Origin of the sequence: Moorena sp. SIOASIH (assembly GCF_010671925.1) — a bacterium.
Lineage (GTDB): Bacteria > Cyanobacteriota > Cyanobacteriia > Cyanobacteriales > Coleofasciculaceae > Moorena.
On the sequence record NZ_JAAHIH010000002.1, the window covers coordinates 203,179 to 223,941 of the forward strand.

Below are 20,763 nucleotides of genomic sequence, written 5' to 3' on the forward strand. Positions count from 1 at the left end.
ACATGATCGATTCAAACGACCTAACTTATGCTTGTAATAGTTTTTGCCTAGCACGTTCAGCACGAGCTGGAGCACTAGCCATTACCTCTGCCATCTTTTCGAGCATTTCTCCTGGGTAATTTTCTAAAACCCTGGTAGACATAGAAATACGACCTTTGCCTTCATCCAAGTTAATAATCATTACCTGGATCACTTGACCGATTTCAAACACTTTGGAGAGGTCTTCAACGAAATTTTGGCTTACTTGCTTAATGTGCAGCAAGCCATTGGTTTGATTAAAGTCCACAAACACACCAAAGGGCTTGATAGCAGCTACTTTACCTTCCACTAATTGTCCGATTTCTAGCTCAGAGAAAGTAGCAGCACGCACAGCTTCCCGCTGAGAAAGCACTAGCTTATTGCGATCGCGGTCAGCTTCTAGGAAAGTGACTGTTAGTTTCTGACCAATCAAGGAATCTAGATTGTCGTGCTGACTCAAGTGCGATCGCGGAATGAATCCCCGCAATCCCCGCACATCCACCGTCACACCACCTTTATTCACTCCAGAAACCCGGACATCTAATGATTTTCCATTCTCTTGGAGTTCCATTAAATCATCCCAAACCTGCTTAATCTCCAGCTGACGCCGGGAAAGGGTAACTTGACCATCGGCATTCTGCTCCCGAATAATCAGGAAATCCATTTCCTCATCCAAGGGCAGTACTTCCGACCAATCCTGATCCAATTCTAAGGAAACTTCACGAATTGGTAGATAAGCCAGGGACTTACCACCGATATCTACATAAGCACCATCGCTTTCGTAGTTATTTACTCTGCCACGTACCACCTGTCCCTGTTTAAACTCATAGTCGTATTCTTCTAGGGCTTGAGCAAAATCATCCATAGAAAAGGATGAATTGCTGGTGGTCGAAGAGGTTGATTTTGAATTCATGATGATTAACGGTTTCAAATCAGTAATGATTTCTGATGTGGGATCAGCTGCTTAAAAAGTTGGGATCCGGTGACAGTTTAGTCAAGTTTTTCCCTAAAGAGCTGCAAAACGTTTTGCCAAGCATCTGTAGCTGCTTTTTCATTGTAGCTAGCCCGTTGGTCGCAGAAAAATCCGTGGTCTGCCCCATCGTAACGAAAGACACGATAATTAATTTTATTTTTCTCAAGAGCAGCCTCAATCTGATCAACCTCTTCTGCTGGAATGCTAGCATCTTCCATGCCAAAGAAACCATAGAGTGTACCGTTAATCTCTGGTGTGCGAGTAATCGTTGCTTCACCACCGCCAGGAGTCATAGTAGTAATCCCAGCGCCATAGAACGAAGCAGTAGCTTTAATATCGGGTAAGGTAGCAGCCAGATAGGCTACATGACCCCCGAAACAAAAGCCAATAGAGCCGATGGGGTTATCTTGCACAGGGGTTTGACTCCTCAGGTAATCGATGGCTCCTTGGATGTCTCCCAGGAGTTCCGCTGCTCTGGTTTGTGCCTTGTATTCCTTGCCAATCTTAATGTCTTCAGTGGTGTAACCTGTCTCAAAGCCTGGGGCAAGGCGTTGATAGAGTGCGGGAGCGATCGCAACATAGCCTTCTTTGGCAAACCGTTCTGTGATATCCCGGATATGGGCATTCACCCCAAAAATTTCTTGGAGCACCACAATTCCAGGAAGAGGTGTTTCTGCCACCGGCATTGCCAGGTAAGCTGCTATGTCTAGGTCACCATTGACCACCTTGACGGTAATGGCACGAATTTCGCTATGTGTCATAATCGATTTGGAAGGATGTGAAGCTCTTGCTTGGCAGTTATAGATGCTAAGCTAAAGGTTTTCTTGGCTTTCTGAATTCAGCGCCAATTCTACAGCAGTAGCTTAACTCTAAATTATACCTGTATTTAATAAATAAATAATAAGTTAATTAACTAGTTTACTTAATTGGAGAGTTCAGTATAGTCCAGAGTATAACTTTAAAATCTATTAATTTTTATGGATTTTTATTTATTTTTATTTACTTGGTTATTTGGGAGCTAAATTCGTTATAATTGGCTGATTTTTTGTCAGCATTCAGCTATCAGCATTCAGCTATCAGCATTCAGCTATCAGCTAATGCTCTAATTGAGTTGCTACTTGAGGTGCTATCGGGTACATCTCAAGGCATGCAAAAACACTCTTCGGCAATAGAAAGCTAATATCATTTTATGACAATTACCCTTAATAAAAATCTCCCCCATCTCCCTATATTACCCTCCTGGGAGGGGTTAGGGGTGGGTTCCTATCTCCCCCTCTCCCCACCCGACCCACACTTCCCACCCTTATTTTAGTTATAGATTTACAAATATGAGATGTACCCGGTGCTATCAGCTATCAGCTGACGGCTGAATGCTTACTACCGAGACTTTGAATTCGATCAAATCTCGAACTATTAGGTGCGACCCGTGGCGAATTTAATTCTTAATGGGGAAAGCGCACCTTTAAATTATCCCAAATGAAGTTTATTTTAAGCATTAGGCTGACCGCTGACCGCTGACCTTTGGCTGATAGCTGAATGCTTACATTCTAGCTGAAGTGGATAGCAAAATTTGACCGAAAAGTTTAAAATATAAAATTTACCATATAATAGTGATAAACAGGGGATTTTGGAGACTCTGTAATGGTTCAGTATCATATTCAACAAGATAGTGAAATACCTGCCTCGAAGCAGCTATTTGACCAAATTCAGTTTGCGATCGCATCCCGACAATATTCCCCAGGTCATAAACTGCCCAGTACTCGTCAGCTAGCGATGGAGACGGGTTTGCACCGCAATACCATCAGCAAGGTATATCGGCAGTTAGAAGAAACAGGACTAGTAGAGTCCCATGCTGGGTCAGGCATTTATGTTAAGGCACAGGGTCATGAAGGGGGTAATCGACGTCAGGTTGGCTTTCTTAACCAGTTTTCCCCCGAAGCTTACAAGGTTGTTCAAGATAGCCTCAATCAACTTCTCGGACAAGGTTGCTCCCTTAACCAAGCTAGGGAACTATTTTTGTCGGAGATTGACTGGCGGTTACGGTGTAGCGCTAGGGTACTGGTGACAGTAGAGTCACGAGACATTGGTGCTGGAGAATTGATGGTGCAGGAGTTAGAACAATCCTTGGGAATCCCGGTGCAGTTGGTGCCCATGGAAGAACTCTCGGAAGCTTTGGATCAAACTCACTCGGCTACAGTAGTTACTAGTCGCTATTTTATCGGTAAAGCAGAAGCGATTGTTGCCCCTAAATCTGTCCGTGTCATCCCCGTTGATATTTATGACTATGAGCCAGAACTTAAGCTAATTAAGAATCTCTCCAAAGGTAGCCGTTTAGGAGTGGTTAGCATCAGTTCTGGGATTTTAAAAATAGTAGAAATTATTATCCATAGTCTACGGGGAGATGAGTTGTTAGTGATGACGGCTCAAATCAAGGACAACTACAAACTAAAAGCGTTGGTTCGTAGTTCCCAGATAATTATTAGCGATCAGGCAAGTTATCAAACTGTTAAAGATGCCATCTTAGCTGCTCGTGAAGATATTATTCGACCACCCAAGCTGATCCGTTGTGAAAACTATATTGGTAGCAAGTCGATTAATCTGCTCAAACGGGAACTGGGTTTGGGTTAACTTAACGGTTTGATGGGATTCAAGCTATGGAATATTATGGATTAGACCGCTAAATCTAAAAAGCTCTTGTGCAGTAAACCGTTTTATAACATTACTCTATCAGCTCAATTAGCTAGTTTCAATTAACTCCTTTAACTTAACTATAGCAATCAATTCTTGGTAAAATCACTGGACTTTTTAAAAACTAGCTCCAAATCTCGTCCCTTCTGCCTTCTATCTTCTGCCGTAAGCATTTAGCCGTTAGCTATCAGCTACCTATCAGCTAATGCGCTACGGGCACGCTACGCGAGCAGCTATTGAATAAAACAGGTAAGCATTGCTTTAATCTGAGTTACTTCAGCTATCAGCGGTCAGCTGATAGCTGAATACTTACGGTTAAGTTCTGCTACCTAAGGCTATCATGCTAATCCTTAACCTTTAAATATATCATATCTAGGTGATGTCTGACAGCAATCTCAAAAACCTAGCTGGATTAGTGTGAAAACTTTTTATGTAAAGTAAAATTTCTCTAGGGTTGACAGTTTTTTGGTTGGATAACAACCAACCGAAATTTACTGCCAACAATAAGATAAGCAAACATCAACGCCCCGACCCGATCAGTCCAGCAAGGCTATCCCTAGGTACATCATATTATGAAGAACACGAATTCTGGTGTAGGAGTGCAAATTGATCAAGACCCTCAAACTTTACCATCACCACTTAAACCAGTAGTAGAACTTAACTCGAACCTTAGCCATTCCCCTTCTATCGAGCAAATCGTCGCAGAGGCTCATGGTCACAAAGCTTCTGACATTCATATTCGAGTGGGACAAGTCCCCAGATTTAGGATTCGGGGCAAGATGTATGTGGCTAAACGTCATACCAAGGTGACACTGGAAGTCTTTGAGGCATACCTCAATGAGATTCTCACTCCGGCTCAGAGGAAGCAGTTTGCTGAAACCAAAGAACTGGATACGGCAATTTTTTACCCTGGCTTAGTGCGCTGTCGGGTGAATTGTTTTGACTCCCTAAACGGGGGAGCAATTGTGCTGCGATTAATCAGCCTTGATGTTCCTTCAATCGATGATTTAACTCTACCGCAAGTTTTCAAAAAAATAGTTAGCAAGGGTCAGGGAATTATTTTAATTACCGGTCCGACAGGATCAGGTAAATCAACGACTCTTGCGGCGATGATTCGCCATCTCAATGAAACAGAGTACAAACATATTGTTACCATTGAAGACCCGGTTGAATATGTCCACCGCTCCCGAAAGTGCTTGATTAGTCAGCGAGAAGTGGGATTACACACCCATGAGTTTCACCACGCTCTGCGGTCTGTGTTACGGGAGGATCCAGATGTGATTCTAATTGGGGAAATGCGCGATCGCATCACAGTTGATACTGCCCTGCAAGCTGCCCAAACCGGTCATCTGGTCTTGGGTACTCTACACACTCGCAATGCCATCAGCAGTATTAACCGTCTGTTGACTCTCTACAATCCTGATGAACAGTCAGCGATCCGCATCCAGATTGCTGAGTCCCTCTTGGCAGTTATTGCCCAACTCTTAGTACCAACCGTCGATAAGGGTCGGATTGCGGTTCATGACATTTTAATCAATACCCCAACTGTACAGGATTACTTGCTTAAGGGAGAAGATGGGGATGTGTTCCGACTGATGGAAACTGAAACCATTGAAGGAATGCAAGTTATGAATCAGGCTCTCTACAACTACCTAATTGATGAAAAAATCACAGCCACCGAAGCCCTTAAAGTGTCTCCTGATCCCCAGACTTTGATACGCCAGATGCGCACTGGTGGTATAGATGCTTCCGCCTCGGCTCGCGATTGGATGAATGAAGCTTGAAGGTTGTCTGTCAGAATTAAGAATTAAGAATGTAGAATTAAGAATTAAGAATTAAGAATTAAGAATGTAGAATTGATAATTAAGAATTAAGAATGTAGAATTGATAATTAAGAATTAAGAATGTAGAATTGATAATTAAGAATGCATAATGGTGAATGGTGAATCCAAAAGCCAAAATCCAGAATGGTGAATCCATAATAGTGAATTCTAAATTCTAAATTATAAATTCCCAATTCTACATTCCCAATTCCCAATTCCCAATTCTACATTCTTCATTCTTCATTCTTCATTCTTAATTCTTAATTCTACATTCTTCATTCTTACCTTTTACCTTGCTTCGCCAACTTCTTCTTAGACAGCTTCCGCAAACGAACTGACTGAGGTGTAATCTCCACCAGTTCATCGGGTCCAATATACTCCAAAGCCCGTTCCAAACTCATCTCCACTGGGGCTTGTAACTGGACTAATTCATCCCCAGTGGCGGAACGATGGTTAGTTAACTGCTTCGTTTTACAGACATTGAGATCTAAATCCTGAGGACGATTGTGTTCCCCAATAATCATGTTTTTGTAAACCTTGGTGCCTGGTTTAATAAAGAATACACCACGGTCTTCTCCATTTTTCAGGGCATAGAAGGTAGCCATCCCTTCTTCAAAGGCCACAATTACTCCATTGCGACGAGTTTCTAATTCCCCAGTCATGGGACGATATTCTAGGAAGCTATGATTCATGATACCTTCACCTTTGGTCAGGCGAAGGAAGTCCCCCCGGAAACCGACTAAGCCACGGGCAGGAATCACAAAGTCGATTTGGGTGCGACCATTGGCACCCACTTGCATATCTTGCATTTCGCCTTTGCGCTGTCCTAAACGCTCGATACAGCTACCCACCGCTTCTTCTGGTACATCTAGCACTAGATATTCAAACGGTTCGCAAGGTTGACCATTGATTTCCCGGTAGATGACTTGGGGTTGGGAAACTTGGAACTCATATCCTTGGCGACGCATGGTTTCGATCAGAATACCAAGGTGTAGCTCTCCACGACCAGATACTAGGAATTTATCGGGGGAGTCAGTGGGTTCTACCCGTAGTGCTACGTTTGTTTCTAATTCTCGGAATAAGCGATCGCGTATTTGTCGCGACGTTACAAAGTCCCCTTCCTTACCGGCAAAGGGCGAATCATTCACGCAGAAGGTCATTTGCAAGGTAGGCTCATCTACCTTAATTAGGGGTAAGGCTTGGGGTTCATTGGGACAAGTAATGGTTTCACCAATATTGGCATCAGCAAACCCAGCTACCGCCACGATATAACCGGCTGATGCTTCTTGTAGGTCAACTCGCTTGAGTCCTTCAAATCCCATCAACTTGGTAACTTTTGCCTGAACTATGTTCCCAGTATCCTTAACTAAAGCAGCTTGTTGACTGGCCTTAATGGTTCCGTTGTGAATTCTGCCAATCACAATGCGACCTAGGTACTCGGAATAGTCCAAGGTGGTGACTTGTAGTTGTAGCGGCTTGGCAGGGTCTCCTACTGGTGGGGGGACATGATGCAAAATCGCTTCAAACAGTGGTTGCATATCTACCGCTTCTGCATCCAAATCTTCTTTGGCGTAGCCTTGTAGACCGGAGGCAAATAGGTAGGGAAACTCACACTGGTCATCGTCTGCTCCTAATTCTAGGAACAGATCCAGCACTTTGTCGATGGCACCATAAGGGTCCGCTTGGGGTCGGTCAATTTTATTGACCACTACAATCGGGCGCAGTCCTTTTTCCAGAGCTTTTTTCAGGACAAATCGGGTTTGAGGCATTGGTCCTTCATTAGCATCCACAATTAGGATGCAGCCATCCACCATACCCAATACCCGCTCTACTTCTCCACCAAAGTCAGCGTGACCGGGAGTATCAACAATATTAATTAATATGTCCTTGTAGCGAACGGCGGTATTCTTAGAAAGAATAGTAATACCCCGCTCCCGCTCTAAATCGTTGGAGTCCATGACGCAGTCTGGAACGTCTTCCCCTTCGCGGAAGATACCGGATTGTTTGAGTAGAGCGTCAACTAGGGTAGTTTTGCCGTGATCGACGTGAGCGATAATAGCAACGTTGCGAATTGGGAGAGTCATACCAGCGCCTGGAAATAGGTAGCAGCAGTTACAATTTTTTCTAAAGATTTCTTAATAATTCTAGCTTACCTTGGGAAGAGCCAAAGAAAAATAGCTGATGCCGGACTGGTAGCATCCGGCTAAGCTAAACCTATGTATAGCAAAGGGAGTAGGGAGTAGGGAGTAGGGAGTAGGGAATCGGGAATCGGGAATTGGGAATCGGGAAGTTGAGATCAAAAATTCTCACAATTGATTTACGATCCCTATCAAACTATGCCGTCTTGATAGGTGTGCCATCTTTACTGCTAGTGCCATCAGTTGTCGATTACCTGTAACTGTAGAGTTACTGGGTCAGTCGTGAATTAATTAACTGCTGACACTGGTAAGCGATCGCGTTTCAGTGGAGACCTTCTTCTGGGTGTCAACCGGGGGCTGAGGAGGTGCTGACTCGTTCTCAGCCTTCAAACGCAGAGTAAAGGATTTATCAACATAGATACCTTTGGAATCAGTGCGACGGACAATCACGGTATGGCTGGTGTCTGTTTTGAAATCCATCAAGGTTTGCTCGGTAAGCTCCAGTTTATTCTCCCTCAACATAAACCGTCCGCCAGCATCATCAATTAATGAGTAGGTATAGGGTTCTCCTGTTTTTGGGTTAGTCGGGGATAGGATACCAACTACAGTTCCTGGTTTCATCTGCTCAGGGATAGGTTGATCAGCTTGGTTAGACTTTTGGGCTGTTTGGCGATGGTTTTCCTGACTTGTGCTGGTATCTTGGTGATGGTTTTGGTCAGCTAAGCTAGCGTTTTGAGCAAGGCGATACAGGTCAGTAAAGAAGTTATTGAGAGGTTTAATCCCACCCTTAGCTGCCTCGACTTCGACTAAGTCACTGTTGGTCAATTCTTGAATAACGGAGGATATAGAAGGGTGGGTAAAACTGTAGAGACCTTCGGCAGAAGATTCCAAAACAGCTGATAAAGATGGATTAGTTTCACTGTTAGATGGTGGTGATTTTTTAAATTTAATCTGATCTAAGGGCAAGAACAAAGTAGAGGATTTAGCCAAGTTTAGCTTAGCTGTATTTTCTTTACTCTCCTCAACTTGTATCGGTAAACTATTAGGGCTTGTTACCACTGGGCTGGTGAACAGAAGTAGACCATACTTACCTAAGCTTAAGTCTTGATTGTTTTGGTCTACAGTTTCCTCTATAGCAACCGTTTCAGAGACTGTTTCAGGGGTTGAAGATTCGTCTATCTCGCTCTCACTGATGGTAGTTAGCAAATCATCTGAATAGATGCTTGATTCGCTATCTTCTATGGGCAAAATAATATTCTCAGGTTGCCCTGTTTTTGTAGAGGATTTTCCTATCCTCAGCCGAATTGGGAGCCGTTGATAGTTTATCTGCAGCACAATTACTCCCCATCCTCCCAGAGATACCACTGCCCAGCCAAACAACCATAGGTATAGTGGTTGATTGGAGAGGGAGTTCAAGGGGGTTGAACTAACAGATTGATTTGCTAAGGGAGACTCTGGTGGTGAAATGATATTATCAATGATAGTATCCTGGTTTTCCCCTCTAGTTTGTGGCTGATTTGGGGAAATCTCGATCAACTCCCTCTCTTGAGCAGATAAAGATTCTGAGTGCAATCGTTGTAGAGTTATCCAGGTGATTGGTCCAACTATACCATCCGCATTCAACCCTAGTGCTTGCTGGAATGTAGAGACAGCAGCAAAGGTATTGGAACCGTATACACCATCCACTGGCTGTTGGTAGTATCCCAACTGTTGCAGTATAGTTTGTAGTCTAGTGACAACTTCCCCTTTACGACCCAAACGCAATGTTGGGGGCAAATTTATCCCTTGTGAAGACCGTCCCTGGAGTGTTTTGAGATTACTGAATCGAGAGTTTTGAGCAAATGCGATCGCTTCTGGAGCAGTGATGCTCTTGGAGGGTTTCCCCAGCCGAGGGGATTGGTTGGGCTTCTGAGTGGGCGTGCAGATAATGCTGTCACTGTAGTCAAGACTAGCAGTGGCATTTTTGCAGTGGCTGTAGGCTAGTAGTAGGAGAGTGGAGGGGTCAGGCATATAGCGTTTGTATCTGGGTTGTAAACACAAGTCTTGCTTTAAAAGGCAAGAGGCAAGAGGCATGCATGCTAGAGGGGAAAGAGATCCGGAGTTTTATTGGACAATAAAAAAAGACCTCCTAGGTTTACATCTGATCGAGAAACGCTATAGACAGCACTAAAGTCTAGTAAGCTTTGCAGAATTTATTTTGTGAACCCGGATATTTTGGTGAGGAGATTTGTAAAGTTTTGTAAACTATGGTAAAGGGAGCAGGGAGTAGGGAGTAGGGAGTAGGGAGTAGGGAGTAGGGAGTAGGGAGTAGGGAATATGGGGACTTCGAGGAGATGCGATCGCGTAGCGTGACCAAAGGTCAATCGCTTTTAGCGTAGCCTACGGCCAATCGCATTCATTTGCGGAAACTCCTCTCACCCTGACTAGTCAATGCTATACAACAATTCTCTATCCCATGAGCTACAAAGGGATCCCCCTAAATCATCCTTAAAAAGGGGGACTTTGAGGTTGAGAACCGTTTATAAATTCAATAAATGCTATAATTAAATATTATTAATTATCAAAGTATAGCCTTCAAAAATCAAAAAGCTTTTTCTATCAGACTATAGCGGTTTCTAGTCTAATCAGGTACAAATTATTTTTACCCTCTTACCTGTTATGACTTCACTGCTCCCTACTCCCTACTCCCTGCTCCCTTTGCTATAGATTATCCCTATTCACTATCTGGAGTTGAAGAAGGAGATGGAACAGTTGGCGTTGGTGACAGTGACGGCTGCTGATCTATTCTAAAAAATCTTTTTATTTGCTCGTTAAATATCCCATTACCTATTAGTCCTAACCCTGTCAAAACCAAAGTCACAATTGCTATAATAGATATCCTGTTAGGGTTGGTTTTAGGGTCAGTTACTTTGATAGTATTGCGTTTCCCTTTTCCGATTTTATTTGTAGTAATAGTTTTGCTGTTCTTAACACTGCCTTTATTCTTGTTGTAGGAATTGTTGAGAAAATCGCCGCCATCTGTGTTGATCTTACTATTTTTAGCCATATTGTTTGTATTTTTACCTCCTATGTTAACAATACCACCTTGATTATCGCCAATTTCTATATTATATGTAGCTTGATTATCTCCCACAGTTTGATTAACTCTGGGATCATGATCTAATATCTTCTTAATAACCTTTTCTGGCTGAAGTCCATTCCAGCTTTTACGACGCATGGTATCTTTGGCAGATATCAGCGTTTTCTTAAGCCAAGGTAGTTCAGGAAATTTTTGAATAATAGAGTCCAATTGATAACAGGCATCAGGCGTTCCAAGACTTGCGAGATGCTGTAGAATGTCATCTCTTAATCTAGCCACCCTATCCCTTGGACTGACATCATAAGGTACACCATTACTATGATCGGGATCTTCGTGATAGGGATATTGGCTAACCAGCCAGATATATAGATCAGCGAACTGTTTCTCATTAACCTTAAGCTTAAGCTCTAAGAGACCGATAAACAAATTATTGCGATTAGCAACTGACTCAATGAACTCTCGTCCAAGCTTTCGTTCTTGCTTAAGCTTAAGCTCTAAGAGACCGAAAAACAAATTATTGCGATTAGCAACTGACTCAATGAACTCTTGTTTAAGCTTTGGTTCTTGCTCAAGAATTGACCATATACTAGACCAACGGTCAGCAGTTGGGTAGTATAATAGGAATGTTAAGGCAATGATGACTTTCTCACGTTCATCTTTCTTCAAAGGCGGCAATGAGCTGAATCTGCTCAATGTTTGTAGATACTCTATAACTTCATCTTTAGCTTCATCCGAACCATGTTTTAGAATGTATTCTAACAGATGCCCCATACATTTGGGCTTTATAGATGGCTTTTTAGCCTTTTCTAAAATAAAATCGCTTAGATGTTTATCCCAACATTTTTTAAATATTCTAATTCTAGCTATATAGTGATACTGATCATTTTCTTGATCGATCAGAATATTCAAAGTTTCAATTACCTGATCACGAGCCTTTGAGTAAACCCTCTTTACTAACTCTAAACAGCTGTCATAATTTTCGCTTCCAAGAGGAAAAGCGATGATCACAGGTGCCCAAATGCCCCATTTCTCAGATGGAATAGTTTCAATAATCTTTGGAGCTTTGTTTAGAAGCAACAGAAAAGCTCTACAACCTGCCAAGGCTGGCCGATCAACTTCATTCTTACCAATCCAATCAGTATTTATATCTTTCTGATTTATAATATAGTTTTCGGCACCTTGAATAATCCTAGTGCGAGTCAGTTCATCAGCCTCTTTCCACCCTGGAAGCTTAGTTAAATCAGGTTCAAATTCATGATTATAGTGTCGGCTGTCTGGCTTAAGAGCCATTTCGATATTCAACCACCACCAAGCTGATAAGTTACCATCTTCTAATTGACTCAATCTAATAATAACTCTCTCTCTAAGAGATGGTTCTAATAATTTTTGTTTAGGACGGGGATTCCGAGCTTTGTTTGAAGGTAGTTTTCCCCCTCTAAAAAAATAACTAAAGTTTTCACAACACTCTCTACCCTTATTATTCAGGTAATAATCTTCAATAATCCAATCAATTTCTTCTTTATTATTTAGCTGCAATTCACGGTATATTGAAATCGCAAAATTTTTATGTGATTTATCTGATTTTGAGCCAATCCTTGGAGTTAGGTAGATATCTCCTATTAAATCTAATACGAAATCATCTAATCGACAATCATAGTCAATTTCTCCTAAATTAACTAGTACGTTGACAAACTTACCACTCTTACCCTCTTCTTTTATAAAATCTGATTTTAATCTTGGTTCCCTCCGCCATTTTTCTTGAAGCATTGGTACAAGGATATTTTTGATAAACATTTGGTAGGAGCCAAGAATAAGATTTATTTTTTTTGGAGGAGTTAAGGCATCCAACAATTCATCATCTGTCAAATCATTAAACTGATCATTATACAGTGCTTGTAGGCAACAACCCTTAAGGCTGTCGTCCTGATCCTCTGGAAGCGGATTAAGGGCTAACGGCTTGAGTTTGAGTATTGAATTCTTATCTCCAATCTCCCCAATAGCTTGAACAGCACTAATCCTAAGTTCAATGGTTTCAGCTGAATCAGTTGCTAACGTAACCAATTCATTTTGGAGTTCCTTCAGTTCACAAACTTCAGCAATCTTGATAGCTGTATCTCGTGCATCACTTGACTTACTTGCATCCACAATATATGGACGAAGTTGTTCCGCAAGGGTAGGATGTTTTAATTTATCGTCTAAGCGGTAGTTAATATTTTGAGCAACAAATATTTCTTGTTCAGACTGCATCAATAAATAGAAAACCAGCGCTTCTCGCACACTAGCATCTTTAGGTATATCGCTCAGAAGTAACACATCAGGATCACTGCTCAGAATCACCTCACGTATCTCAGGTATCATGGTGGCTAACCATGCAGCAGTTTCATGGAACTGAGGAATTAATTTATGCTCAGGGTCTTCATCCTTAGATAAATAGAAAAGACTCTGGAAAAAGGACACAGAGACATTATGTTCCTTCAAATACCATGCTGCTAGAAACTCAGCATAGGTCTGATGAGACCACCCAATCCGCTTTTCACCACCGGCTGAGAACAAGCCAGTATCTAAAACCTCTTTGATACCTGGTTCAGTGATCTCAAAATTTTTGCTCTTAGCAACTTCCTCCCTCATGCAAAGATCGTCGTCAATTAGAATTAGCTGATCTTTAGATCGAGGATAATCTGTATCTGTTCCAGTCCAAACACCAAATCGATTGGCAAAAATTGTAACAGCCGCAATCCGAGCAGCAATGATCAGGCGCTGGTCTGGATCGAGATCACCGATAGCACCTGAATCACGACGGCTAGGATTATTTTCTTCGCATAAACAGCGACAGCCTTTAAGATAAAGATAAAGTTTATCAATCCTCTTCTTATTTTCGATAAACTCACCACTACCACGGCAATAACTATTTATAATAAAGTTTAGGGTGATCGGCTTGATAGCTAGGGGCACAATGTTTTTTCTAGACACTTCTTCTAAGAAAGTGTCTGGATCAATTCCGTTAGCTTCTGCTGCTTTGACAACATCTTGACGACGAAGTGGAACTAGCTGATATATTTTTAGGGAATCTTCTCCAAAAAGTTTCTTGAGACCTGGCTCAAGGACAGATGGTAATACCGCTGTTCGACAAGCAATCCGAAGAGTTAAACGCTTAAGCTTAACATGCTCCTTATAATTTTTAATAGCATCAACTAAAATTACTGCGAGTTTGTTGATTTCTAAAAGGCATTCATCAAAACTATCTAAAAATATGTGGAGCCGATGCCTGCCCGATTGCCACCTAGTAAATTCCTCGCTTTTAAACAATTTCTGAGTTAGTTCATCTTTGGTCAAAACTGATCGAAGATCAAGTGACAGAATTTCATCGTCTGTATTGTTAAGCTCAGCAGTAATTTTATCTTCTTCCTCCTCCATGGCTTGAGTCTTGCCGATGCCTGGTTCACCGAGGAGTATTAAGCAGGGTATTCCAGAAATTTCCCTAAAGGTTACCAAGTTAGGATTGGGATTGTAATTGTAACCGTTGACCGATTGAACTTTTGGATCTGATAAGTAACCATAATAGTCTAAATAGAAGCGATCAGAGGGAGAACACCAAAATCGCTGCCAGTTATAAATCTGATTCGACATGGTCTAGGGTTGACAGAATACACAAGGCTTTGTCTTGATGCAGTCGCTCATGGGGGAAACCCCCAAGACCGCGCTGCATCGCTTCCTAGGATAACAAGAAAAATCTCTAGCAATCCGTGTAGGAATTGTGATAGTTTTTTTCCTATTCCCTGTGCCCTATTCCCTTTCCGATACCTCATCTAATTAAAACCCGCTACATTATATCATGTTATTTATAAAATAGCATTTAACTGTGCCACTTGTCGAAGTGACCTAATTTCAAAACAGTTCGAAAATCTATCATGGTAGAAAATAGTCTAGTGTGCAATCTCTACCATCCACATAAAAGACACACTTGTGTAATCGACACAAGATCAGACCAGGCTGCATTTAAACCAAAAACTGCATTCTACCAATAGTTTTGCTCAATACATTGGGAATTATTAGAGCAATTCCTAACAGTTATGCCAAAGGGATTTTCAGCAAACCACTGTAAGCTATCAGCTATCAGCTATCAGCTAATGCGCTACTTGAGGTGCTACTTGAGGTGCTATCAGCTATCAGCCTATGCGCTACGTGCAATGGGGGTTTTCCCCAGACTTTGAATTCGATAAAATCTCGAACTATTAAATTATCGATTCTGAGGTTTATTTTAAGCTGACCGCTGACGGCTGACCGCTGACCGCTGACCGCTGATGGCTGACCGCTGACCGCTGACAATTACCAATCCACAAAACGCGCTTCATCTAAAACAGGAAAACAACTATGAAAATCGAAGCAGAAAACACAACTCGCGTTACCCTAGAAAATTACGAAGTTTTTGATAATGATAGTGCTTCAGGCTCTAAAGCAGTCAGAATCCAAAACATTGAAAGCAACGGCATAATCGAAATTGACTGGACAGAAAGTGATGGTGTTGCTGGCAAATACCATATCGGTATTGCTCACTTTGATGAAGTAGATGGAGAAGCCACACTAAGACTACGGGTCAACGGTATTGACATTGACACCTATACTTTCGATAAAAACCTTGGTGGAGATGGACCCAACTCCCGTAACTATGTCGGTTTCACTGACTCTCTCAGGAATGGTGATCCTAATCCAAATCCTATCTTTAAAGATGTACAACTTGCCCCAGGCGATCGCATCGAAATTGTTGTAGAGGCAGATAGTCTTGATAATGAGACCTTCGAGTTAGGGCGAATTGACGCCATTGAATTCACCTCCGCTGAAGTGGATCTGTTCTGGCATAATTCTGAGACTGGCACCATGGGAGCTTGGCGGATGCATGGGGTAATGGGTACTGACCTAGATGAGGCAGTGACGATTCAAATGGAATCCGTTAACAGTGACTGGGAGATTCGTGCTGCTGGAGACTTCAACGGTGATAGCCACAAAGATATGGTTTGGCGCAATACCGTTACTGGAGACATTGATATCTGGTTAATGAACGGTTCCCAGTTCCAAGAAGCAGTATCCATCGTCCCAGTCTCAGACCTTAACTGGACAATCCATGGCACAGCAGATTTCAACGATGATGAGCAAACCGATCTTCTGTGGCGTAATCACTCCACTGGCGAAAATGCAGTTTGGCTGATGAATGGCACCGAGCCGACTCAGGGAGTACTAATCAAATCAGAATCAGCCAACAGTAAATGGAAGATGCTTGGTGCGGGAGACTTTGATGGAAATGATGACGCGGATATTCTCTGGCTTGATACTGAAAACCAAAATGTTTACTACTGGCGCATGGCAGGTACCGATTACATAGAATCAGTGTTAGTTAATAATGCACCCTTCGACAACACCTGGAAATTTCAAGGAGTTATGGATTTTGACGATAATGGTTACGATGACATTTTCTGGAGCAATACTGTTGACGGCAAGACAGGGATGTGGATGATGAATGAAAATGGTTACGAGCGACCAGTAATCTCTGAGTCGATAGATTTGAGCTGGGAAGGCCATTCCTGAAGTGACATTTGTTGACCGTTGACTGTTAACTGTTGACTGTCAACAAACAGCGCTCAATCAAAGTGCTTGATCTAACTATTGATCTAACTATGCGTTCGCGTAGCGTGGCCGTAGGCCAATCGCACTTCTGACTTGCTGTCGCATACAATCAATTAGTCACACACCTTAGGGGCGCACCCCGTGCGCCCCTAAGGTGAATTTTTGTTATATTCATTATCAAGAGAACGATAGTTATAGGAACGCGCCCCCGCCCCTCTCCCCACACTGTTCTGATTCCCGATTCCCGATTCCCGATTCCCGATTCCCGATTCCCTGGGCCATAGCATAAAAAATAACCCTAAATGAAGCAATCGCAACACTTGCCAATCATTGGCTGGCGAGAATGGCTAACCTTACCTGAACTTGGTATTATACAGGTCAAGGCGAAAATTGACACTGGCGCACGTTCATCCGCCCTACATGCCTTTAATATCAAAACCTTCGACCATGATGGGATCAAGTGGGTTCGGTTCAAAGTGCATCCCTATCAGCGGGACACCCATCAAACTGTAATCGCAGAAGCCAAACTGTTAGACCAGCGAAAGGTACGCAGTTCCAATGGACAAACCCAGTTGCGACCGGTTATCAAGACTACGGTAAAACTAGGTAGCAAGCAGTGGCCGATTGAACTGACCTTAACCAATCGAGATGCCATGGGTTTCCGGATGTTGCTGGGGCGTCAAGCTGTGCAGAGGCGCTTTCTGGTAGACTCGGGTCATTCCTTTCTACAAAGTTCAACTACGAGTCACCAGACCAATGATAGGAGTAATCAAGGGTCAATAACCCCACCCTAAGAGGATGGGGCTTGAACAGACAATCAACTGTTCGTGTTTGACTAGATCATTGAGCCGAACCTTGGCACGAACGTCTGAATTCTTCCCCAGTTCAGACCTCTTCAAAACTGTGTTGTCAGTTGCTGCTAAAGACAGGACATCTTAGATTCGGTGATCGAGGGGACGAGTTGTTGACTCAAATACTTTTCTCGTGAGGTTTATCACCATGTTACGAGTTCCAGTTATTTCACCAGACGGAAAACCGTTAATGCCTACAAAAGCTTCTCGTGCCCGTCGTTGGCTTAAACAAGGTCTTGCTGTTGTCTACCCAAATGATCTAAATGTTTTTGCCGTTCAGTTGGTTAATCAACCATCTGGCTATCAAACCCAGGATATTGCCGCTGGGATTGACCCTGGGAAATTATTTTCTGGTATTGCTGTTCAGTCAAGTCATGCCACTCTTTGGACAGGTCATCTAGTTCTTCCGTACAAAAAAGTACGCGAACGCATGGATACTAGGCGAACGATGCGAAGAACTCGAAGAGGTCGTCGAATAAATCGCAAAGTACCTTACTATAACAGGTCTCATAGGCAAAAGCGATTCTCGAACAGGGAAAGCAAAAAGGTGCCTCCTTCAATTCGAGCAAACCGCCAATTGGAGCAACGGGTAGTCAAGGAACTTAGCTTTTTGTATCCATTAAAAACCATTGTCTATGAAGTGGTTAAAGCAAGAGGGAACAAGGGTTTTTCTCCTGTCATGGTAGGGCAATACTGGGCAATATCTCAGTTAGAGAAAATAGCCCCAGTGACTCAAAAACAAGGTTGGGAGACTGCTCTAAAAAGGGAGGCTATAGGACTGGTCAAAGACAAAACCGACAAAAGTCGGCAGACAGTCAATACTCATGCAATAGATGGAATAGCTTTAGCTGCTACTCATTTCTTCCGGCGCAAGAATTACTATCACAGCAAAGGTAAATTGAGTATCCCAGAAAACTGCAATATAACTAACGCTTTGTTTTCTTTTATTAGACGTGCTCCTATAAGTCGTCGTCAGTTACACCTATTACAGTTTTCCAAAGGTGGAAAACGTCGTAAATACGGTGGAACAACTACTAGTCATAGCTTTCGTAAAGGAGACTACGTTGAAGCAGTCAAAGCCGGGACGACCTACCGAGGCTGGGTAAGCGGCGAGACAGCAAAACAAGTTTCTGTTAGTGATATCAACTGGAAACGAATCGGACAATTTACCGCCCGAAAAGTCCGACTCCTAAAACGTTCAACGGGCTTACTTGTAAACTACTAATTGGAGGCGCGGCTTTCCTCCCCACCCTATAGAGGGATGGGGAGGAAAGCCGCGAAGAACTGATGAAAATTGCGATCTTATCCCTAGATGCTACCTTATATTCTACCCGACGCTTGAAGGATGCTGGGGACAAGCGGGGTCATGAAATGCGGGTGATTGACTATATGCGCTGTTACATGAATATTACAGCTCACAAGCCGATGGTAATGTATCAGGGCAAACCCTTAGAAAACTTTGATGCCATTATTCCCCGGATCGGGGCATCAAAGACCTTCTATGGCACCGCTGTTGTACGGCAGTTTGAAGTGATGGGTGTTTTTACTGCTAATCCAACTCAGGCAATTTCCCGCTCTCGTGATAAGCTACGCTCTCTTCAGATCCTTTCTCGTGAAGGTATTGGTTTGCCCGTAACTGGCTTTGCCCATTCCACCCAAGATATTGACGGTTTAATCGAGATGGTAGGTGGTGCTCCTTTGGTGATTAAACTATTGGAGGGTACCCAAGGCATTGGGGTGGTACTGGCAGAAACTCATCAAGCTGCTACGTCCGTCATTGAAGCCTTTCGCGGTTTAGAAGCCAATATTTTAGTCCAAGAATTTATCAAAGAAGCAGGGGGTATGGATATTCGTTGCCTTGTGATTGATAGTAAAATAGTAGCATCAATGAAGCGACAGGGAGCAGAAGGGGAATTTCGCTCGAACTTACACCGAGGGGGAACAGCAGAAAAAATCAAGTTAACCCCTGAAGAGCGTAGCACAGCAATTCGTGCTGCTAAAGCCATGGGATTACGCATAGCTGGGGTAGACATGGTACGCTCCAATCATGGTCCGGTAGTTTTGGAAGTGAATTCTTCACCAGGACTAGAAGGAATTGAAAAGGCGACTGAGGTGGATGTGGCGGGGAAGATTATTGAATTTTTGGAAAAAAGTGCTGCAAATGAGAAAAAAGGTACACCTCGCAGTGGAGCTGTTCGCGATCGCATAAAGTATTAAATTGTGATTCAATTGTGATTAAAATTTCAGCAAGCCCTTACAGATAAAGACCCATCCCGTAGAGATAGTATAGCAATTTCATTTATTCAGACTACAGATAATGAGATGATCAGATCATGAAGTGATGGAGTGATGGGGTGATCAAGTGATGGGATGACGGGGTGTGGTGGGAAAAAGTATAGTACATATTAAAAGTACACGGATGTAGTAAATGGCAAGCAAGGAACATCTCACTCGACTCAAGCAAGGGGTAAGGATATGGAATGATTGGAGAGCCAACAATTCTCGGCTCAAGCTGGATCTCAGCGCAGCAGATCTTAGTAATCTTGACCTCAGCCATGCCAACCTCAGAGATGCCTACCTCAGTGGGGCAAACTTTAAGGGGGCAAACCTCAGAGGAGCGGATCTCAGTAACGCAACACTAATTCGGGCCAACTTTTCTGAGGCAGACCTGAGGGAGGCTAACTTCAGCGGCGCAAGTCTGAGTCGAACTAACTTTAGCACTGCTAACCTCTCTGAGGCAGACTTCAGCTGGTCAAGTCTCGGTCGGTCAAGCCTAGTCAAAGCATGTCTTGAGGGTGCTAATCTTAGACAAGCCTACTTAGAGGAAGCCGATCTCAGTGGGGCTAACTTCAGCGGAGCCAACCTCACCGGGACTAACCTTGTTAAAGCTCAAGCACTGAGTACCAATTTTAACCGGGCAATATTAACCGGAGCTTGTCTGGAAAATTGGACTATCAACAGTGCTACCCAATTTGAGGAAATAGCTTGTGACTATATTTATCTAAATTTTCCTGAGCGGGAACGCCGCCCGAGTAGTGGTGAATTTGCCCCAGGTGAATTTATCAAGCTGTTTCAGAAAGTATCGGATAGTATTGAGTTAGTATTCGATAGGGGTGTTGATTGGCTAGGGTTTGCCTATTCATTCAAAAACCTAGAAGTTGAGCAGGAAAATGCTAAGCTAGTCATCCAAAGCATAGAAAATAAGGGGAATGGAGTGGTGATAGTCAGGGTCAAAATATCCCCTGATGCAGACCAGGCTAAAGTTCATAACGACTTGATGCAGGGCTATGAATTTGCTCACAACGTTTTCGAGAAAAAATCGGAAGGTGAACTAATCACTAAAGACCAAAAAAATATGCAGACTTCGAGGGAGATTAATTGCCTATTTGACTTGGTTAATCAACTACCAATAATTGCAAAAGTAATGGCACAAAATTCTTAGTTAATACCCATATATAGCATTTTGAAAAAGCATTTATTAAATAGGTGTACACAATTTTGGGATTTTAGGGAATAGGGAACTTCGGAATAGGGAACTTCGGAAGACAGAACAGGGAACCCGGTTCCCTGTTCA

At 42.8% G+C, this 20,763-nt stretch carries 14 protein-coding genes; 8 read left to right on the forward strand and 6 right to left on the reverse strand.

From position 1 onward, the window contains the following. Window positions 1-25: 25 nt before the first annotated feature. Both F6J90_RS08615 and F6J90_RS08620 read right to left on the reverse strand, forming a co-directional pair. The gene (locus F6J90_RS08615) at window positions 26-931 is read right to left on the reverse strand and encodes a S1 RNA-binding domain-containing protein (RefSeq protein ID WP_293092094.1); all 906 of its coding nucleotides are present in this window, start codon (window positions 929-931) and stop codon (window positions 26-28) included. Between the two features lie 77 nt (window positions 932-1,008). Beyond that, window positions 1,009-1,752 carry a dienelactone hydrolase family protein gene (locus tag F6J90_RS08620; protein ID WP_293092096.1) on the reverse strand — a complete coding sequence of 248 codons (744 nt, stop codon included), beginning with the start codon at window positions 1,750-1,752 and terminating at the stop codon, window positions 1,009-1,011. Between the two features lie 880 nt (window positions 1,753-2,632). Between F6J90_RS08620 and F6J90_RS08625 the strand changes: the two genes are divergently transcribed. Beyond that, complete coding sequence (locus F6J90_RS08625) at window positions 2,633-3,619, forward strand: GntR family transcriptional regulator (protein ID WP_293092098.1); 987 nt, start codon at window positions 2,633-2,635, stop codon at window positions 3,617-3,619. A gap of 632 nt (window positions 3,620-4,251) precedes the next feature. Next, entirely contained in the window at window positions 4,252-5,463 is a 1,212-nt protein-coding gene (locus F6J90_RS08630) for a PilT/PilU family type 4a pilus ATPase (RefSeq protein ID WP_293092100.1), read from the forward strand. A gap of 320 nt (window positions 5,464-5,783) precedes the next feature. On the opposite strand, the gene typA is transcribed toward F6J90_RS08630, so the two are convergent. From typA to F6J90_RS08650, 4 genes are all read right to left on the reverse strand, one after another. Further along, a complete protein-coding gene (typA, locus tag F6J90_RS08635) occupies window positions 5,784-7,586 on the reverse strand; it encodes a translational GTPase TypA (RefSeq protein WP_293092102.1) in 1,803 nt (600 codons plus the stop codon). Between the two features lie 345 nt (window positions 7,587-7,931). Further along, entirely contained in the window at window positions 7,932-9,713 is a 1,782-nt protein-coding gene (locus F6J90_RS08640) for a peptidoglycan-binding domain-containing protein (protein ID WP_293092104.1), read from the reverse strand. Window positions 9,714-9,832: 119 nt separating this feature from the next. Then, window positions 9,833-10,003 (reverse strand): hypothetical protein, encoded by a 171-nt coding sequence (locus F6J90_RS08645; protein ID WP_293092106.1) that lies wholly within the window; start codon window positions 10,001-10,003, stop codon window positions 9,833-9,835. A 350-nt stretch (window positions 10,004-10,353) separates the two neighbouring features. After that, window positions 10,354-14,346, reverse strand: coding sequence for a hypothetical protein (locus F6J90_RS08650; RefSeq protein WP_293092108.1), 3,993 nt, complete (start codon window positions 14,344-14,346; stop codon window positions 10,354-10,356). A gap of 744 nt (window positions 14,347-15,090) precedes the next feature. Here F6J90_RS08650 and F6J90_RS08655 point away from each other — a divergent pair. From F6J90_RS08655 to F6J90_RS08680, 6 genes are all read left to right on the forward strand, one after another. After that, window positions 15,091-16,299 carry a VCBS repeat-containing protein gene (locus F6J90_RS08655; RefSeq protein ID WP_293092110.1) on the forward strand — a complete coding sequence of 403 codons (1,209 nt, stop codon included), beginning with the start codon at window positions 15,091-15,093 and terminating at the stop codon, window positions 16,297-16,299. Between the two features lie 193 nt (window positions 16,300-16,492). Next, entirely contained in the window at window positions 16,493-16,627 is a 135-nt protein-coding gene (locus F6J90_RS08660) for a hypothetical protein (protein ID WP_293092112.1), read from the forward strand. A 13-nt stretch (window positions 16,628-16,640) separates the two neighbouring features. Then, window positions 16,641-17,132 carry an ATP-dependent zinc protease gene (locus F6J90_RS08665; RefSeq protein WP_293092114.1) on the forward strand — a complete coding sequence of 164 codons (492 nt, stop codon included), beginning with the start codon at window positions 16,641-16,643 and terminating at the stop codon, window positions 17,130-17,132. Window positions 17,133-17,337: 205 nt separating this feature from the next. Continuing rightward, on the forward strand, window positions 17,338-18,414 hold the full coding sequence (locus tag F6J90_RS08670) for an RRXRR domain-containing protein (RefSeq protein ID WP_293092116.1): 1,077 nt from the start codon (window positions 17,338-17,340) through the stop codon (window positions 18,412-18,414). A gap of 62 nt (window positions 18,415-18,476) precedes the next feature. After that, a complete protein-coding gene (gene rimK, locus F6J90_RS08675) occupies window positions 18,477-19,406 on the forward strand; it encodes a 30S ribosomal protein S6--L-glutamate ligase (protein ID WP_293092118.1) in 930 nt (309 codons plus the stop codon). 211 nt (window positions 19,407-19,617) lie between these two features. Continuing rightward, window positions 19,618-20,631, forward strand: a complete 1,014-nt coding sequence (locus F6J90_RS08680) for a pentapeptide repeat-containing protein (protein ID WP_293092120.1) — start codon at window positions 19,618-19,620, stop codon at window positions 20,629-20,631. Window positions 20,632-20,763: the final 132 nt, after the last annotated feature.

Bases quoted from the DNA above. Each gene is read 5' to 3' on its own strand.
- F6J90_RS08615 (WP_293092094.1), bottom strand. From the start codon at position 931: ATGAATTCAAAATCAACCTCTTCGACCACCAGCAATTCATCCTTTTCT.
- F6J90_RS08620 (WP_293092096.1), bottom strand. From the start codon at position 1,752: ATGACACATAGCGAAATTCGTGCCATTACCGTCAAGGTGGTCAATGGT.
- F6J90_RS08625 (WP_293092098.1), top strand. From the start codon at position 2,633: ATGGTTCAGTATCATATTCAACAAGATAGTGAAATACCTGCCTCGAAG.
- F6J90_RS08630 (WP_293092100.1), top strand. From the start codon at position 4,252: ATGAAGAACACGAATTCTGGTGTAGGAGTGCAAATTGATCAAGACCCT.
- typA (WP_293092102.1), bottom strand. From the start codon at position 7,586: ATGACTCTCCCAATTCGCAACGTTGCTATTATCGCTCACGTCGATCAC.
- F6J90_RS08640 (WP_293092104.1), bottom strand. From the start codon at position 9,713: ATGCCTCTTGCCTCTTGCCTTTTAAAGCAAGACTTGTGTTTACAACCC.
- F6J90_RS08650 (WP_293092108.1), bottom strand. From the start codon at position 14,346: ATGTCGAATCAGATTTATAACTGGCAGCGATTTTGGTGTTCTCCCTCT.
- F6J90_RS08655 (WP_293092110.1), top strand. From the start codon at position 15,091: ATGAAAATCGAAGCAGAAAACACAACTCGCGTTACCCTAGAAAATTAC.
- F6J90_RS08665 (WP_293092114.1), top strand. From the start codon at position 16,641: ATGAAGCAATCGCAACACTTGCCAATCATTGGCTGGCGAGAATGGCTA.
- F6J90_RS08670 (WP_293092116.1), top strand. From the start codon at position 17,338: ATGTTACGAGTTCCAGTTATTTCACCAGACGGAAAACCGTTAATGCCT.
- rimK (WP_293092118.1), top strand. From the start codon at position 18,477: ATGAAAATTGCGATCTTATCCCTAGATGCTACCTTATATTCTACCCGA.
- F6J90_RS08680 (WP_293092120.1), top strand. From the start codon at position 19,618: ATGGCAAGCAAGGAACATCTCACTCGACTCAAGCAAGGGGTAAGGATA.